The organism is Sphaerisporangium dianthi, assembly GCF_042654065.1.
Classification (GTDB): domain Bacteria; phylum Actinomycetota; class Actinomycetes; order Streptosporangiales; family Streptosporangiaceae; genus Sphaerisporangium; species Sphaerisporangium dianthi.
Genome location: NZ_JBHSFP010000009.1, coordinates 57,549 through 74,108 on the forward strand (window position 1 = coordinate 57,549; position 16,560 = coordinate 74,108).

General features: G+C 72.9%; 12 protein-coding genes and 1 pseudogene. 5 read left to right on the forward strand and 8 right to left on the reverse strand.

Features of this window, described 5'->3' with window-relative positions:
- Positions 1 to 6 precede the first annotated feature (6 nt).
- Entirely contained in the window at positions 7 to 492 is a 486-nt protein-coding gene (gene tnpA, locus ACFO60_RS15650) for an IS200/IS605 family transposase (protein ID WP_380840968.1), read from the reverse strand.
- A 151-nt stretch (positions 493 to 643) separates the two neighbouring features.
- Between tnpA and ACFO60_RS15655 the strand changes: the two genes are divergently transcribed.
- Positions 644 to 1,408, forward strand: a complete 765-nt coding sequence (locus ACFO60_RS15655) for an RNA-guided endonuclease InsQ/TnpB family protein (RefSeq protein ID WP_380840970.1) — start codon at positions 644 to 646, stop codon at positions 1,406 to 1,408.
- Between the two features lie 48 nt (positions 1,409 to 1,456).
- Here ACFO60_RS15655 and ACFO60_RS15660 read toward each other — a convergent pair whose 3' ends face one another.
- Together ACFO60_RS15660 and ACFO60_RS15665 are read right to left on the reverse strand one after the other, a co-directional pair.
- Entirely contained in the window at positions 1,457 to 2,290 is an 834-nt protein-coding gene (locus ACFO60_RS15660) for an SWIM zinc finger family protein (protein ID WP_380840971.1), read from the reverse strand.
- A 72-nt stretch (positions 2,291 to 2,362) separates the two neighbouring features.
- The gene (locus ACFO60_RS15665) at positions 2,363 to 5,605 is read right to left on the reverse strand and encodes an SNF2-related protein (protein WP_380840972.1); all 3,243 of its coding nucleotides are present in this window, start codon (positions 5,603 to 5,605) and stop codon (positions 2,363 to 2,365) included.
- Between the two features lie 277 nt (positions 5,606 to 5,882).
- Between ACFO60_RS15665 and mmuM the strand changes: the two genes are divergently transcribed.
- The 3 genes from mmuM (at position 5,883) to ACFO60_RS15680 (ending at position 9,002) form a co-directional block, all read left to right on the forward strand.
- Positions 5,883 to 6,767, forward strand: coding sequence for a homocysteine S-methyltransferase (mmuM, locus tag ACFO60_RS15670; protein WP_380840973.1), 885 nt, complete (start codon positions 5,883 to 5,885; stop codon positions 6,765 to 6,767).
- A 180-nt stretch (positions 6,768 to 6,947) separates the two neighbouring features.
- Positions 6,948 to 7,691: a hypothetical protein gene (locus ACFO60_RS15675; RefSeq protein WP_380840974.1), complete on the forward strand. Its 744-nt coding sequence runs from the start codon at positions 6,948 to 6,950 to the stop codon at positions 7,689 to 7,691.
- A complete protein-coding gene (locus ACFO60_RS15680) occupies positions 7,692 to 9,002 on the forward strand; it encodes an FMN-binding glutamate synthase family protein (RefSeq protein WP_380840976.1) in 1,311 nt (436 codons plus the stop codon). It begins immediately after the preceding gene.
- A gap of 115 nt (positions 9,003 to 9,117) precedes the next feature.
- On the opposite strand, the gene ACFO60_RS15685 is transcribed toward ACFO60_RS15680, so the two are convergent.
- The 5 genes and pseudogenes from ACFO60_RS15685 to ACFO60_RS15705 form a co-directional block, all read right to left on the reverse strand.
- Positions 9,118 to 9,936, reverse strand: a complete 819-nt coding sequence (locus tag ACFO60_RS15685; protein ID WP_380840977.1) for a cellulose binding domain-containing protein — start codon at positions 9,934 to 9,936, stop codon at positions 9,118 to 9,120.
- A 224-nt stretch (positions 9,937 to 10,160) separates the two neighbouring features.
- Complete coding sequence (locus tag ACFO60_RS15690) at positions 10,161 to 11,591, reverse strand: MFS transporter (RefSeq protein WP_380840979.1); 1,431 nt, start codon at positions 11,589 to 11,591, stop codon at positions 10,161 to 10,163.
- A gap of 222 nt (positions 11,592 to 11,813) precedes the next feature.
- Positions 11,814 to 13,856, reverse strand: a complete 2,043-nt coding sequence (locus ACFO60_RS15695) for a bifunctional aldolase/short-chain dehydrogenase (RefSeq protein ID WP_380840980.1) — start codon at positions 13,854 to 13,856, stop codon at positions 11,814 to 11,816.
- 2 nt (positions 13,857 to 13,858) lie between these two features.
- Positions 13,859 to 15,013: an L-rhamnose isomerase gene (gene rhaI, locus ACFO60_RS15700; RefSeq protein WP_380840982.1), complete on the reverse strand. Its 1,155-nt coding sequence runs from the start codon at positions 15,011 to 15,013 to the stop codon at positions 13,859 to 13,861.
- Positions 15,014 to 15,025: 12 nt separating this feature from the next.
- A pseudogene (locus ACFO60_RS15705) lies at positions 15,026 to 15,172 on the reverse strand (L-rhamnose mutarotase); the annotation flags it as partial.
- A gap of 280 nt (positions 15,173 to 15,452) precedes the next feature.
- Between ACFO60_RS15705 and ACFO60_RS15710 the strand changes: the two are divergent.
- On the forward strand, positions 15,453 to 16,484 hold the full coding sequence (locus tag ACFO60_RS15710) for a LacI family DNA-binding transcriptional regulator (RefSeq protein ID WP_380840983.1): 1,032 nt from the start codon (positions 15,453 to 15,455) through the stop codon (positions 16,482 to 16,484).
- Positions 16,485 to 16,560 lie beyond the last annotated feature (76 nt).

Sequence of the window (16,560 nt, forward strand, 5' to 3'; positions counted from 1 at the left end):
ACCCGCTCAGACGGGCCGGTTCTGCTGCTCGATGTACTGGCGCAGGACACTGATCGGCGCGCCGCCCACCGAACCGGCGAAGTAGGATCCCGACCACAGCTTGTTCGCCCGGTAGTAGTGGGCGGCCAGTTCGGGGAACTCCTGTCGCATCCGCCGCGAGGACACACCTTTGAGGCTGTTGACCAGTTTCGACAGGGCGATCTTGGGTGGGAAGTCGACCAGCAGGTGGATGTGGTCGTTCTCGCCGTTGAACTCGGCCAGGCCGGTCTCGAAGTCGGCGCAGACGGCCCGCATGATCTCCTCCAGACGGGTCAGGTGCGCGTCGGTGAACACCCGATGCCGGAACTTCGTCACGAAAACCAAATGAGCGTGGAGCACGAAAACGCAGTGTCTGCCGGTTTTGATATCGGGCGTGGCTGGGCGAGGTGTCAGCCGTGGTGTTGCAGCAGGCGCTCGCCGACTGCACGACGGCGTTCCGGAACTTCTTCGCATCGGTGTCGGGCAAGCGCAGGGGCCCGAGACTCGGCCCGCCCCGGTTTCGGTCCCGCGAGGACAATCGGCAGGCGATCCGGTTCACCAAGAATGCCCGGTCCAAGGTGAGCCGGAACGGAAACTCGTCCTACCGAAGATCGGCGAGGTCGCGGTGCGCTGGTCACGGGACCTGCCTGCCGACCCGTCCTCGGTCACGGTCATCAAGGACGCGGCGGGCCGGTATTTCGCCGGCTTCGTGGTCGAGGTCACCGCGCAACGGCTGCCCGGCGTCGAAGCCGAGACCGGGATCGACCTCGGGCTCGGGCACTTCGCCGTCCTGCCGGACGGAACGAAGATCGATTCTCCGCGCTTCCTGCGCCGGGCGGAGAAACGGCTGAAGAAAGCTCAACGCGTCCTGTCCCGGAAAGAGAGGGGCGGCAAGAACCGCGACAAGGCCCGGCACAAGGTCGCCCGCGCGCACGCACGGGTCGCCGACGCCCGCCGCGAGTTCCACCACCAGCTCTCCACGCAGATCATCCGCGAGAACCAAGCGGTGTTCGTGGAGGACCTGGCGGTGGGCGGACTGGCGCGCACGAGGCTGGCCAAGAGTGTGCATGATGCCGGGTGGTCGGCGTTCGTGAACATGCTGGAGTACAAAGCGAAACTGTACGGCAGGACATTCGCCAAGGTCAGCCGATGGTTTCCTTCCTCCAAGCTGTGTTCAGCGTGTGGAGCCGTGACCGAGGCGATGCCTCTGCAGGTCCGGGAATGGACCTGCGCGTGTGGCGCGGTTCACGACCGCGACATCAACGCTGCGATCAACATCCTGGCCGCCGGACGGGCGGACAGGCTAAACGTTTGTGGAGGGCCGGTCAGACCATCCTTCGGGATGGCACAGCCCCGCGAAGCAGGAAGCCACGGCAGTGCCGCCGCGTGAACGGGGCGCCACAGGCCAGAATCTTCGGGCTTCAGCCCGAAGAGCTCGTCAATCGGGGGCGCTCAGCCGGCGGTAGGCCGGACGCAGGATGTCCATCAGGGGGATGTGGCGGACCTTGACCGCGGGCGGTTCCAGGGCGCGCAGGAGCAGCTCCGGCGGAGCGGAGGAGGCGGCGGGCCGGGGACGCAGGCGGCCGAGCGGCGCCGAGGGCGTGTAGAAGTCGTCCAGCCGCTCGGCGAACGGCACGTCGTCCACGTGGAGCGGGTCCGGCGGCTCCTCGTCGTCGCCGGCCGTCCCCCGCAGGGCGTCCAGCAGCGGCTCCTTGGCCCGGCCCCGCCAGGCGAGCACCAGGAACGGGTCCTCGTCGAACGCCTCGCCGAGCAGGTACAGCACGGCGGACAGGTGCTTGCACGGGAAGCCCCAGTCGGGGCACGAGCAGTCCATGTCCAGCTCGGCGGGGCCCGCGGGGAACAGCGGCAGGCCGAGCCCGTCGAAGACCTCGACGATCTCGGCGGGCATCTCGCCCGCCAGGAGCTTCGCCCGGTACAGCGCCTGCCCGGCCAGCGCCTCCTGGATGCCGGCCCAGGCCTGCGGGCCGTAGGCCGGGATGCGGATCGACACGCGGTACGGCGCGGGCCGCGACCCCTGCACCTTCGCCTTGACCTCCCCGGCCGCGAGGTCGATCTGCAGCACCTGGCCTTTCCTGGCGTACGCGCGCCCCCGGCCGAGCCGTCCCGAGTCGCAGATGCCCTCGAGGATGTCGACGAACCGCCGCGACCACCACTGCTCGCCGATCGACCCGCGCCTGCTGCGGGCCTGGATGCCGCCCTCGACCCTGATGGGGGCGGCGGCCTCGAACCAGCCGTCCTTCCCTACCGGCATCCCGGCTCACCTCCTCCGGCGCGCGACCCGCAGGCCTCGCCCGTCGTCTCCTGAACCGGTGCCGCCGGCATCTCAGCTCACCGCCTCGGGGGCGAGCCGGAACAGCTCGCGCAACTGCTCGGTGGACAGATCGGTGATCCAGTCCTCACCGGTGCCGACGACCCTCTCGGCGAGCGCCTTCTTGCGTTCGATCATCTCGTCGATGCGCTCTTCGAGGGTGCCCACGCAGATGAACTTCCTGACCTGGACGTTCCTCGTCTGGCCGATGCGGAACGCCCGGTCGGTGGCCTGGTCCTCGACGGCGGGATTCCACCAGCGGTCCACATGGACGACGTGGTTGGCGGCGGTGAGGTTCAGCCCCGTGCCCGCCGCCTTGAGCGACAGCAGGAACACCGTCGGCTCGTCGCCGTTCTGGAAGCGCTCGACCAGCTCGTCCCGCCTCTTCTTGGGCAGGCCGCCGTGCAGCCACAGCACCGGCCGGTCGAGATGGGCGGCGAGGTACGGCTGGAGCAGCGACCCGAACTCGGCGTACTGGGTGAAGACCAGCGCCTTGTCCCCCTCCTGGAGGATCTCCTCGGCGAGCTCCTCGAGCCGCGCCAGCTTGCCCGAGCGCCCGGCGAGCCTGGAGCCGTCCTTGAGGAGGTGGGCGGGGTGGTTGCACACCTGCTTGAGGCGGGTCATGGTCGCCAGGACGTTGCCGCGCCTCTCGATGCCCTCGCTGTCGTCGATCTTGGCGAGCATGTCGTTCACGACCGCCTGGTAGAGGCTGGCCTGTTCGGGGGTGAGGGTGCACCACACCTTCATCTCCAGCTTCTCGGGCAGGTCGGAGATGATCGTCTTGTCGGTCTTCAGGCGCCGCAGCACGAACGGGCCCGTGGCGCGCTTGAGCGCGCGGGCGGCGTCCTCGTCGCCGCGGGCCTCGATGGGCTCCTGGTAGCGGTCGCGGAACCGCTTGGCCGGTCCGAGCAGGCCGGGGTTGCAGAACTCCATGATCGACCACAGTTCGGCGAGGTGGTTCTCCACCGGGGTGCCGGTCAGCGCGAGCCGGGTGCGCGCGGGGATGGACCGTACCGCCTGGGACTGACGGGCCGCGCTGTTCTTGATCGCCTGCGCCTCGTCGCAGACCACCCGGCCCCAGGAGAACCCGCCGAGCACCGCCGCGTCGCGCAGCGCCGTGCCGTAGGTGGTGATCACCAGGTCGGCGCCGCCCACCACCTCGGCCAGCTCGTCGTCGCGCTTGCGGGTGCCGCCGTGGTGGATGTAGACGCGCAGCGAGGGCGCGAACCGCTCGGCCTCCTTGTGCCAGTTGCTCACCAGCGACATCGGGCACACCAGCAGCGTCGGCGCGGCGGGCTGCCCGGCCGCGCGCTCCTCCAGCAGCAGCGACAGCGTCTGCAGGGTCTTGCCGAGTCCCATGTCGTCGGCCAGGATGCCGCCGAGGCCGAGGCCGGACAGGAAGCTCAGCCACGACAGGCCGCGCTCCTGGTAGGGGCGCAGGCTGCCGTTGAAGGTCTTCGGGGTCGCCACCGCCGACAGCCGGCGGTCGGCCTCGCCGGACAGCAGGTCTCCGAGCGGGCCGTCGGCGTCCACTCCGACCAGCGGCAGTTCCTCCTCGCCGCCGGCGACGACCTCCTGGATCACCTCGGCGACGGTCATCTGCCCGGAGCGGCGCCGCTCGAGCATCGTCAGCGCGGCCTTGAGCTGGCGGTCGTCGAGCTCGACCCACTGGCCGCGCACCCGGACGAGCGGGACCTTGAGCCGGGCCAGCTCCTCCAGCTCCTCTTCGCTGATCGTGTGATCGCCGACGGCCAGCTCGACCTTGAAGTCGACCAGCTCGCCGAGGCCGAAGCCCTGGCCGGCCGCCGCGCGCGCCGTGGCCGCCGCCCGGGTGCGGGTGGTCAGCTTGAGCCCGAGCCCCTTGCGTCCCGCCCAGGCCGGGAGCCGGACGCCGTACCCGGCGGCCTGCAGCAGAGGGGCGGCCCGGCGCAGGAAGCCGAACGCCCAGGCCGTGTCCACCACCATGCCGGACGGCCGCGGGTCGCGCAGGGCCGTGTGCAGCTCGGGGCAGAGCCGCACGGCACGGCCGAGACCGGCGAGCAGGACCTCGTCGGGGCGCCTGGGCAGCCCGGGGACGCGTCCGCCCTCCCACAGCATGGCGGCCGGCACGTACAGGCTGGGGTCTTCGACCGACTGCAGCGCGAACTCGAGCTCCCAGGCGTCGTCACCGCCGCCGGCCCCGCGCCCCTGCGGCCGCGGCTCGATCTCGGTCTCGGGCCGGGACCCGGCCTCGGGCTCGCGCGGGAACCCAGCGTCGGGCTCGCGCCGGAACCCGGTCTCCGGATCGTGCTGGAACCCGTTCTCGGGCTCGTTCTGGAACTCGGGCTCGCGCCGGGGTTCGATGAGGCGGAAGCAGACGCGGATCGGCCCGTCCAGCTGCTGCGCCGACGCGAACCAGCCGCTCAGCGCGCCGGCGAGGATCTCCGTCTCGCGGCGCCCGGCGCCGGGGAGCGCGGCCTCCGGCGAGGTGAGGGCCGCCAGCCATCGCTCCGCCAGATCGCCGGCGGGACCGGGCCGGTTGCCGCGCAGCAGCCTGTCGGGCAGCGCCAGGCGGGTGGCTCCGTCGGCCAGGGCGGCGAGGGCCTCGTGCAGGACCTCCGCCGCCGGGCGTTCCCCTCCGGCGGCCCGGACGGCCGGCGGCATCGCGGCGGCGAGCTCGCGGAAGGCGGCGGCGTCCGCGCCGGTGAGGACGGGCCGCCAGCGGGCGGCGCGCCCGCCGTCCTCGGCGACGAGCTGGGGCAGCACCCGCCCGCGCCGGACGAGCGCCCGCGCGTGCTCGGCGACCACGGCCAGATAGCGCAACGACCCTGCGGGACCCCACTCAGGCCCCCCGTGCTCCGGCCCTCCGGACTCCGGGGCGAACGCGTCGTGCGGGCCGGCCAGTGTGCCGAGCAGGCGCAGTGCCCGCGCCGGAGGCAGGAACAGGGCGGGGACCCGCCAAGCGGAGATCTTCGGCGCGCGTGCCCTGCTCTCCAGCCCCGACTCGGGGGAGGGAAGCGGGCCTCGTGCCGTCCCGGGAAGCCACAGCGTCAGAACCCCGCCGTCGGCCGCCAACCCGGCAACGGCGGGGGCGGCCACCATGCCGAGGGCGGCGGCGAGCGTCGCCGGCTCAGCGGCGTACGGGTGTGCACGCCCGGCTCCCCGGCGGCCGCCAGGCCCCGCGGTCCGGGCGGCCCGATCGGGCGGCTGCGGCAGGGAGGTGTCCTCCGCCCACAGCGCCAGGTCGCGGCCGTACCAGGCCCCGTGGACCACGAGCACGCGACCAACCCCCTCTGCCTGCGCCGCCCCGGCTCCCTGCCCATCGGCCGCGGCCACGGCGCCGTTACGCGCGGGCCGCAGCACCCCTCACCCGCACCGTACCTGCTCGGGAACGCAGCGGCGCCCGCACCATTTCCGTGCGATCCGCCCCCGCGCCTCGCCCGCCACGCACGCGCGGCGGCAGGGCCAGGATGAGGGGGTCGCTTCACCGCGACCGGACTCCATTGTGCCGACGCCCGGGACCGACGTCCGTTCTGATCAGACATAGGGTATATGCGTGACTTTTCAGCCTGATGAGAGCGATGTTGTGATCCTGGACGGCGGCCTCGCCACGCACCTGGAGGCCCTCGGCTGCGACCTGCGCGACGAGCTGTGGTCCGCCAGGCTCCTCCTGGAGAACCCCGACGTCATCCGGCAGGCGCACCTCGACTACTTCGCCGCCGGCGCCGACGTGGCCACGACGGCGAGCTATCAGGCGAGCTTCCCCGCGTTCGTCCGGCGCGGCAGGGTTCCGGCGGAGGCCCGGGCGCTGATCCAGCTCTCCGTCGAGCTCGCGATCGAGGCGCGGGACGAGGCCGGCGGCGGCATGATCGCGGCCAGCGTCGGGCCGTACGGCGCCTACCTGGCCAACGGCGCCGAGTACACCGGCGACTACGACCTCGACGAGGACGCCCTGGTGGAATGGCACCGTCCTCGCTGGGAGGCGCTGGCCGAGAGCGGCGCCGACCTGCTCGCGTGCGAGACCGTCCCCTCCCACGCCGAGGCGCGCGCGATCGCCCGCCTGCTGGAGGAGACCCCGAACGTCAACGCGTGGGTGAGCTTCTCGTGCCCGGACGGGGACCACGTCGGCGACGGCACCCCGCTTTCCGACTGCGCGGCGCTGTTCGCCGGCAACCCCCAGGTGGTGGCCGTCGGCGTCAACTGCACGGCTCCGAGCGACGTCAAGAGCCTGATGGGCCACATCAGCGGCTCCCCGATCGTGGTCTACCCGAACTCCGGCGAAGCCTGGGACGCGGAGAACCGCCGCTGGACGGGCATCGCCGACCCGGTGGAGTTCGGCGCCGCCGCGCGCGAATGGCGGGCCGCCGGCGCCACCTTCATCGGCGGGTGCTGCCGCACGACCCCCGAGCACATCCGCCGGATCAAGGCCGAGCTGGCCTGACCGGCCGCGGTCCGGCACGGGAAACGCCTGGTCATCACGCTGCCCTCGGGGTGTCGGTGCCGCGGAAGGAGATAGTGGCCTGCCAGTAACACTGTGGTCATCCACGAGCATCACGGCGGCAACATATACACGGTTCACTTCCTGACAGGCACCGATGCACGGCTGTCAACAGGAGGCGCGATGACGTCCCCGCCGCATCCGCCCGACCAGCGGGCCGGAGGGCAAGGGGCTCTGCCGGGGGCCGAGCTGACCCTGGACGCCGCCGCGATGACCACCCGGGAGATCAACCGGTCACTGCAGACCCTGCCGTACGGCAAGGTCGTCGTGGCCAACCCCGCGGGGCGGCACAACCTCGCGGTGGGCCTGGACGCGCCCGTCCAGGTCGAGATCGACGGGCCCGCGGGCTTCTACGCCGGCGGGCTGGGCAAACGGGCCCGCGTCACGGTGAACGGCTCCGCCGGGGGCGGCGTCGGCGAGAACCTCATGTCGGGCGACGTCCACGTGCGCGGCTCGGCCGGGCGCAGCGCCGCGGCGTCCGCGCGCGGCGGCGTCGTGGTGGTGGACGGCTCCTCCGCCTCCCACGCGGGCATCTCCCTCAAGGGCGGCACCCTGGCGATCGGCGGCGACGCGGGCGCGTACTGCGGGTTCCTCGCGCAGTCGGGCGTGATCCTGGTCGGCGGGAACGCCGGCCCATGCCTTGGAGACTCGCTGTTCGAGGCGGTCGTCTACGTCGGCGGGAAGATCGCCGGCCTCGGCAACGGCGCGGTCATCGAGGACCTCGACGAGCACGACGTCACCTTCGTGAAGGTCCTCGCGGACGGATGCGGGTTCGACCACGTCACCCCCGCCCGCGTCACCAAGGTCGTCTCGGCGCGCCACATGTACCAGATGCACGACCGTCACGACGACCACGGGACCTACTAGATGAGTCACACGTTCTCGCCCGAGGTGATCGCGCAGATCCAGGAGCGGGCCAGGCTCGGCGGGGGCGCGGTGCGGGGGTGGGGCGCCAGGCGGGCGGTGCCGTGCTTCGACGACCTGCTGCTGCTCTCGGCCGGACTGTCCTCGGGGCCCGAGGGCCACCGGGAACGATGTGACACCCGCACCATTCTCGGCACGCGGCACGCCGAGGAGCCCGTCGTCCTGGACATCCCCATCACGATCGCCGGGATGTCGTTCGGCGCGCTGTCGGCCGGGGCCAAGGAGGCCCTCGGCCGGGCGGCGAGCATGGCCGGCACCTCAGCGACCACCGGTGAGGGCGGCATGGCCCCGGTCGAGCGCGACGCCGCCAAGACGCTGGTCTACCAGTGCCTCCCCTCGCGGTACGGCTTCGACCCCGACCACCTGCGCTCGGCCGACGCGGTCGAGATCGTCCTCGGCCAGGGCGCCGTGCCGGGCGGGGGCGGGGTGCTCCTCGGCCAGAAGGTCTCCACCCCCGTGGCGTTCATGCGCGACCTGCCCGAGGGCGTGGACCAGCGCTCGGCCAGCCGCCACCCCGACTGGTCCGGGCCCGAGGGCCTGCGGGTGAAGATCGAGGAACTGCGGGAGGTCACCTCCTGGCGCATCCCGGTGTACGTCAAGATCGGCGCGGCGCGGGTCGCCACGGACGTCCGGCACGCGGTCGAGGCGGGCGCGGACGTCGTCGTGGTGGACGGCATGCAGGGCGGCACCGGAGCCGCCGCGGAGGTGTTCATCGAGCACACCGGCGTCCCGACGCTCGCGGCGACGCGCATGGCGGCCGACACGCTGCGCGCGATGGGCGTCGAGAACGAGGTCCAGCTGGTGATCTCCGGCGGCGTGCGCAGCGGCGCCGACGTGGCCAAGGCGCTCGCCCTGGGCGCGGACGCCGTCTCCGTCGGGGTCGCCGCGCTCATCGCGCTCGGCTGCAACTCCCCCTCCGACGACACCGGAGCCGACGTCAGCCTCGGCTACCGGGCGCTCGGCACCGTCCCCGGGGCCTGCACGGCCTGCCACACCGGCGGCTGCCCTGTCGGCATCGCCACGCAGGACGACATGCTGGCCGACCGCCTGGACCCCGACTTCGGCGCCGAGCGGGTGGCGAACTTCCTGCGGGCGCTGGCCACCGAGACCACGTTGCTCGCCCGCGCCTGCGGCAAGTCGTCGGTGCACCATCTGGGCACCGACGACCTGGTGGCGCTCACCGTGGAGGCCGCCGCCATGGCCCGCGTCCCCCTCGCCGGCACCACCTGGATCCCCGGCGCCCCGGGCACCTGACCGGCCGCCTCCGCGTCGTCCGGCGGCGTGCCGGCCCGTCATCGGTGATCGGCGGGCCCGAGGGCCGCGCGGTTCGCGGGCCTCGGGCCCTCCTGTCCGGCGGCCGCCCGGCTGCCTATCGGCGCGGGATCCAGTCGGACGAGCAGCTGACTCCGTTGAGGTTGTAGGAGCCGGGCGCGGGGGTGGCGCCGACGTGCGCGGCGGTGAAGCCGATCTGCACCGACCCGCCGGCCGGGATGACCTTGTTCCACACCTGGTTCCGGGCGTCGAAGCGGGAGCCGGTCTGGCTCCACACCGCCGAGTGCCCCGAGGTGAGGCGCGGGGCGGGCGGCGGCCACACGAGGGACAGCGTCCAGCCGTTGATCGGGGCCGTGCCGGCGTTCTTGATCGTGACCCAGACGCTCTGGCCTGTTCTCCATGCCACGAACTCGTACGTCACGTGGCATGTCAGGATCGGCGGGGTCCGGGTCGGGGTCGGCGTGGGCGTCGGGTTGGGGATGTCGTCGCGGGCGAGGGCCCGGAGGGGGTCGGAGGGCTCGCTGACGTTGCCCGCCGCGTCCCGAGCGATCACGATGTAGGTGTAGTACTGCCCGATGACCACATCCTGGTCCGAGAAGCCCGGGGACGATGACGTCCCGACCTTGACGTATCCGGTGGCGCCCTCGCGGTAGACGTCGTAGGCGACGACCGCGACGTCATCGGTGGACGGGGTCCAGCAGAAGAACACGCCTCGATAGTCGGTGCTGCAGCGGTCGTACAAGCCGGTCGGCTTGGACGGCGGCGTGGTGTCGGCGGCGGCCCGTGCGCCGGACGCGGCGCGAAGGCCCGCCGCGGAGGTCGCCGAGGCGGCGTACGCCCCGCAGACGATGGTCAGCACGAGGGCGAGCAACGCGGCGGCCAGAGCGGCCGGCGAACGCGGCGTACGGAATCCCATCCGATCCCTCCATTGGTTCACGGCGGTGGCGACTGCCCACAGGGAGCCTCCGGCATTTCCGCCACCCCCGTAAAGCCGCCTTCACTCCCCGCCACCGGGCGTACTGGTCGCCCATGAACCTTTCATCGCAAACGCGGGTGACGGCCGGCCGGCGATCCCGGCGATCCGCCGCGAGCCCGCGCGGGGCGCCGGTGAGCGCCCTGGCACGCGGACCGGCCCGAGGCTCAGCCGGCGGAGCGGGCGAGCCTGCCGGCCACCGGATCGCCGCCGGGACGGCCGGGGAGTCCCCGTCCGGGGATGAAGTAGGTGATCACGGCGCCCACGAGGGACACCCCGCAGGCGATCAGCAGGGCGACCTGGAGGCCGCGCAGAGAAGGCAGCGTGTACGGGCCGGCCGCCACCAGGGTCATGTGGGCGAGCACGACGCTGGTCACCGCGCTGGACGCCGAGGTGCCGATCGAGCGCATGAGCGCGTTGAGCCCGTTGGCCGCGGCGGTCTCCGACGCGGGCACCGAGCTCATGATCAGCGCCGGCATCGCGGCGTAGGCCAGGCCGACGCCCGCGGCGATCACCGAGCCGCCGATCACGACCTCCCACGCCGAGCGCATCAGCCCCAGGGTGGCGGCGTACCCGGCGGCGATCACCAGCGTTCCGGCCATCAGGGCGACCTTCGGGCCCCACCGCCGCGACACCCGGGCGGACACCGGCGAGAGCAGCATCATCACCAGGCCGCCGGGCGCCAGGCACAGCCCCGCCTCGACGAGCGACAGCCCGAGCCCGTACCCGGTCGCCGGCGGGCTCTGCAGCAGCGTGGGCAGCACCAGCGACATCGCGAACAGCGCGAAGCCGACGACCACCGAGGCCAGGTTGGTCAGCAGGACGGGGCGGCGCGCGGTGGTGCGCAGGTCGACCAGCGGCGCGCGCAGCCGCAGCTCCATGAAGCCCCACGCCAGCAGGACGGCCACGGCGGCGGCGAACAGCCCGAGGGTGGGGACGCTCCCCCAGCCCCAGTCGCCGCCCTTGGTGATGGCCAGCAGCAGGCAGACCAGGCCCACCGTCAGGCCGATGGCGCCCGGGACGTCGAACCTGCCGGGAGCGCGCAGCGGCGACTCAGGGACGATCAGCGCGACCAGCAGCAGGTTGGCCGCCCCGACCGCGGCCGACATCCAGAACAGGGCGTGCCAGTCGGCGTGCTGGGCGATGAACGCGGCGAGCGGCAGGCCGATGGCGCCGCCGACGCCGAGGGTGGCGCTCATCAGCGCCATCGCGGACGGGAGCCGCTCGGGCGGCAGCTCGTCCCGCATGATGCTGATGCCGAGCGGGATCACGCCGATCGCGCATCCCTGGAGCAGCCGCCCGACGACCACCGGGAGCAGCGCGTCGGACAGCGCGCAGACGACGGATCCGATGACCATGAGCAGCAGGCTGGCGAGCAGAACGCGCTGCTTGCCGTACAGGTCGCCGAGCCTGCCGCTGACCGGGTTGCAGACGGCGGCGGCGAGCAGCGTGGCGGTGATGACCCACGAGGCGTTGGCCGCCGAGGTGTGCATCAGGCGCGGCAGGTCGGGGATGAGCGGCACGACGATGGTCTGCATCAGCGACACGACGATGCCGCAGGACGCGAGCACCGCCACCACGACCCTGGGCGCCCGCACCCGGACCGTCCCCGCTTCCCCGCCCCGGACGCGAGGGGAGCCCGCGCCCTCGTCGCCCCCCTGACCGGTCGCGGACCGCCGGTCGCCGGCGCCGTCTTCGGTACCCGAAGGCCCGTCCTTCGAAGCCGAACCGCTCACAGGCCGCCCCCGATCACTGATCATCCTGTTGTACGCGTAAGTACGATACCTACCCTTTGATCACGATCTGCCGTCCCCCCACGGTCAGCGGAGGAAGGCGGCGGGGACGCCGGCGTCCACGGGGACGTGCAGGCCGGTGGTGAGGGAGAGGTCGCCGCCGGTGAGGGCGAAGACCGCGGCGGCGACGTGCTCGGGAAGCACCTCGCGCTTGAGCAGGGTGCGCTGGGCGTAGTGCTCGCCGAGCTTCTCCTCCGGCACGCCGTACACCGCCGCGCGGTCGGCGCCCCAGCCGGAGGCGAAGATGCCCGAGCCCCGCACCACGCCGTCGGGGTTGACCCCGTTGACGCGGATGCCGTGCGCGCCGAGCTCGGCGGCGAGCAGGCGGACCTGGTGGGCCTGGTCGGCCTTGGCGGCGCCGTAGGCGAGGTTGTCCGGACCGGCGAAGACGGAGTTCTTGGAGGAGATGTAGACGACGTCTCCGCCCATCGCCTGGTCGATCATGACGCGCGCGGTCTCGCGGGAGATCAGGAACGAGCCCCGGGCCATGACGTCGTGCTGGAGGTCCCAGTCGGCGAGCGTGGTCGAGAGCAGCGACCGCGAGAGCGACAGGCCGGCGCTGTTGACGACCAGGTCGACCCCGCCGAACGCGAGGACCGCCGCGCGCACCGCGGCCTGGACCTGCTCCTCGGAGGTCACGTCCACCTTCACGGCGAGGGCGGCGTCGGCCGTGCCGATCTCGGCGGCGACCTTCTCGGCCGCGCCGAGGTCGCGGTCGGCGACCACGACGCACGCGCCCTCGGCGGCGAGCCGGCGGGCGGTGGCCGCCCCGATGCCGGAACCGCCGCCGGTCACCAGGGCCACGCGGGCCGCCAGCGCCCGGGGCTCCGGCAGCCGCCGGAGCTTGGCCTCCTCGAGCTCCCAGTATTCGATGCGGAACCTCTCCGCCTCTTCGATGGGCTGGTAGCCGGACAGCGCCTCGGCGCCGCGCATGACGTTGATCGCGTTGACGTAGAACTCGCCGGCGACCCGCGCCGTCCGCTTGTCCTTGCCGAAACTGAACATGCCGGCGCCGGGCACCAGCACGATCGCCGGGTCGGCGCCGCGCATCGCCGGCGAGCCGGGGACGGCGTGCCGTTCGTAGTAGGCGCGGTAGTCGTCGCGGTAGGCGGCGTGCAGCTCGCGCAGCCGGGCGGCGACCTCCGGCAGCGGCGCGTCCGGCGGCAGGTCGACGACCAGGGGCGCGACCTTGGTGCGCAGGAAGTGGTCGGGGCAGGAGGTGCCGAGCGCGGCCAGGCGGGGGTGCTCGGCCCGGGAGAGGAAGTCGAGCACCTCGGGGGCGGCGGTGTAGTGGCCCACCTGGCGGACGTCGGTGGAGCACAGGCCCCTGACCAGCGGGAACAGCGTGGCGGCCCGTTCGGCGCGTTCGCGTTCGCCGAGGCCGGGGTGGACGACCCGGCCGAACGGCTCGGGCCGGCCGTGCTCGGCGATGTACCGCTCGGCCGTGCGGATGATCTCAAGGGAGCGGGCCTGGCACTCGTCGCCGGTGTCGCCCCAGGCGGTGATGCCGTGGCCGCCGAGGATGACGCCGATGGCGCCGGGGTTGGCGTCCTTGAGCGCGGCGATGTCGAGGCCGAGCTGGAAACCCGGGCGTCGCCAGGGCACCCACAGCACGCGGTCGCCGAAGATCTCGCGGGTGTGCCGCTCGCCGTCGGCGGCGGCGGCGACGGCGATGCCGGCGTCGGGATGGAGGTGGTCGACGTGGGCGGCGTCGACGAGGCCGTGCATGGCCGTGTCGATGCTCGGCGCGGCCCCGCCCTTGCCGAAGGCGCAGTGGTCGAACGCGGCCACCATCTCGTCCTCGCGCTCGACGCCCGGGTAGACCCGGGTGAGCGAGCGGAGGGCGGAAAGGCGGAGCACCGCCAGGCCGGCCTCGGTGAGGGTGGCGAGGTCGCCGCCCGAGCCCTTCACCCACATCAGCTCGACGTCCGCGCCGGTGAGCGGGTCGGTGGCGGTGCCCTTGGCCGAGGCGTTGCCGCCGGCGTAGTTGGTGTTGCGCGGGTCGGAGCCGAGCGTGCGCGCCCTGCGCAGCAGCTCGCCGACGACGGGGTGGGTCTCCGAGGCGGTCATGGTCAGGCCCCCCATCCGGCCTGGGCGCCGCCGACGCGCTCGGCGACGATCGTGCCGGCGTATCCGGACCGCTTGTAGGCGGCCATCGGGTCGGGGTCCAGGCCGGACTCCTCGCGCACCTCGGCGAGCAGCGGGCGCACGTCGGTGTCGTAGGCGTCCATGAACACGGCGTTGGCCGCGAGCACGTCGCCCTCCGACTGGGCGGCGGCCAGCGCGTCGCCGTCGACGAGCAGCGCCTTGGCCGTGGCCTCCTGGACGTTCATCACCGACCGGATCTGGCCGGGGATCTTGGGTTCGATGTTGTGACACTGGTCGAGCATGAAGGCCGTGTGCTCGGTGTAGCCGCCGCCGCGGATGACCTCGTACATGATGCGGAACAGCTGGAAGGGGTCGGCCGCGCCGACCATCAGGTCGTCGTCGGCGTAGAAGCGGGAGTTGAAGTCGAAGCCGCCGAGCCTGCCCTCGCGCAGCAGGAACGCCACGATGAACTCGATGTTGGTGCCCGGCGCGTGGTGGCCGGTGTCCACGACGACCTGGGCCTTCGGCCCGAGCTTGGCGCAGTGGGCGTAGGCCGTGCCCCAGTCGGGGACGTCGGTGGCGTAGAAGGCGGGCTCGAACAGCTTGTACTCCAGCAGGAAGCGCTGCCCCTCGCCCAGCCGGTCGTACACCGCCGAGAGCGCCTCGGCCAGGCGGTCCTGCCGGGCGCGGAGGTCGTCCTGGCCGGGGTAGTTGATGCCGTCGGAGAACCACAGCTTGAGGGTGCCGGACCCGGTGAGGTCCATGATGCCGACGCATTCGAGCAGGTGGTCGAGGGCCTTGCGCCGCACCGCCGGGTCGGGGTTGGTGACGCTGCCCAGCATGTAGTCGTCGTCCTGGAAGACGTTGGAGTTGATCGCGCCGATGGCGACGCCGAGGTCGCGGGCGTGCCGGGAGAGGTCGGCGTAGTCGTCCACCTTGTCCCACGGGATGTGCAGGGCCACGCTCGGCGCGACGCCGGTGTACCGGTGCACCTGGGCGGCGTCGGCGAGCTTCTCGTACGGATCTCGCGGCACGCCGCGCTGGGCGAACACCTTGAACCTGGTGCCCGAGTTGCCGAACGCCCACGAGGGCGTCTCGATGCGCTGGCGGCGCAGCGCGGCCTTGACGTCCGTTGCCATCAGATTCCCCGATCAGCCGAGATGGAACACTTCGTCGAGCGTGAACATGCCTTCGTCCGGGCGCCGCCCGTCCAGAGCCTCGAAGAACGGCGCCATCTCGGCCTGCCATCGGGCGTTGACCTCGGTCTTCGCCATGGCGGCGAGGGCGGCGCCGAAATCGGGGTCTCCATCTTCAGCTCCTCACCCGCAGGACCGGGCGCACGGCCGGCGGCCCATCGTCGCCCAGGCCGGCTTGGCACGCGCGGCGAAAAACGTTTTAATGGCTTGCCGGGAAGGTACGGCCGCTCCGGCGGCGGTGTCAATGGCAGGCCGCGCCCCCCGGCGTCACGCGACCGCGTCGCACGGCCGTACCGGGCGTGGCCCTCGCATGCGATATTCGTACGAACCTGGCGCGCCGGCCCGGCACGTTTCGATCAACGCCGACCACTTGGAGGTCCGGATGCCGACGGGGAGCGCCGGGGGCTCGGTGAACATCAAGGAGGTCGCCGCGCAGGCGGGAGTCTCCCCCGGCACGGTGTCCAACGTCCTCAACCGCCCGCACAAGGTCGCGGCCGAAACCCGTTCCCGGGTCGAGCAGGTCATCCGCGAGCTGGGCTTCGTGCGCCACGGGTCGGCCTCGACGCTGCGCGCCGGTCACAGCCGCACCATCGGCCTGTCGGTGATCGACATCGGCAACCCGTTCTTCACCGACGTCGCAGCCGGGGTCGAGGAGGCCGCGAGCGAGCTGGGCTACGCCGTGATCCTCGGCAACTCCTCGGGCGACCGGGTCAAGGAGGAACGCAACCTGCGGGTCTTCGCCGAGCAGCGCGTGCGCGGCCTGCTGATCACCCCCTCCGACGACGATCCGGCCCGGCTGGACGTCGTCCGCGACCGGGGCATCAGCGTCGTGCTGGTCGACCATCCGGCCCACCGCCTCGACCAGTGCTCGGTCGCGGTCGACGACATCGCCGGCGGCCTGACCGCCACCGGCCACCTCCTTGCGGGCGGCGCCACCCGGCTGGCGTACGTCACCGGCCCGCTCACCATGCGCCAGTGCCTGGACCGCAGGCGCGGCGCCGAGCAGGCGGTGGCGGCCGCCGGCCTCGACCCCGCGACCACGCTGGAGGTCGTCGAAGTGCCCGTGATGAACGCGCGGGCGGGGCAGCGGGCGGGCGAGCGGCTCGCCTCCGCCGGCCGCCTGCCCGACGCGATCTTCTGCGCGAACGACCTCCTCGCCCTCGGCCTGCTGCGGGCCCTGCTGCAGGCGGGCGTCCGGGTGCCCGGGGACGTCGCCCTCATCGGCTACGACGACATCGACTTCGCGGCGGCGTCCGCGGTGTCGCTCAGCTCGATCCGCCAGCCGACCCACAAGCTGGGCCGCATCGCCACCGAGCTCCTCCTCGACGAGTGCGACGACCCGGAGAGCCATGCCCACCAGCAGATCACGTTCCAGCCCGAGCTCGTCGTCCGCGAGTCCACCCGCCGTGCCTGAGACCGCGGCGGCCCCTCCGGCCGCACCCACCACCACGCCCTCCCCCGCCCGCACCGCCGAGCCCACCTCCGAGCCC

Bases quoted from the DNA above. Each gene is read 5' to 3' on its own strand.
- tnpA (WP_380840968.1), bottom strand. From the start codon at position 492: ATGCGAAGAAGTTCCGGAACGCCGTCGTGCAGTCGGCGAGCGCCTGCT.
- ACFO60_RS15660 (WP_380840971.1), bottom strand. From the start codon at position 2,290: ATGCCGGTAGGGAAGGACGGCTGGTTCGAGGCCGCCGCCCCCATCAGG.
- ACFO60_RS15675 (WP_380840974.1), top strand. From the start codon at position 6,948: ATGACGTCCCCGCCGCATCCGCCCGACCAGCGGGCCGGAGGGCAAGGG.
- ACFO60_RS15680 (WP_380840976.1), top strand. From the start codon at position 7,692: ATGAGTCACACGTTCTCGCCCGAGGTGATCGCGCAGATCCAGGAGCGG.
- ACFO60_RS15685 (WP_380840977.1), bottom strand. From the start codon at position 9,936: ATGGGATTCCGTACGCCGCGTTCGCCGGCCGCTCTGGCCGCCGCGTTG.
- ACFO60_RS15695 (WP_380840980.1), bottom strand. From the start codon at position 13,856: ATGACCGCCTCGGAGACCCACCCCGTCGTCGGCGAGCTGCTGCGCAGG.
- rhaI (WP_380840982.1), bottom strand. From the start codon at position 15,013: ATGGCAACGGACGTCAAGGCCGCGCTGCGCCGCCAGCGCATCGAGACG.
- ACFO60_RS15710 (WP_380840983.1), top strand. From the start codon at position 15,453: ATGCCGACGGGGAGCGCCGGGGGCTCGGTGAACATCAAGGAGGTCGCC.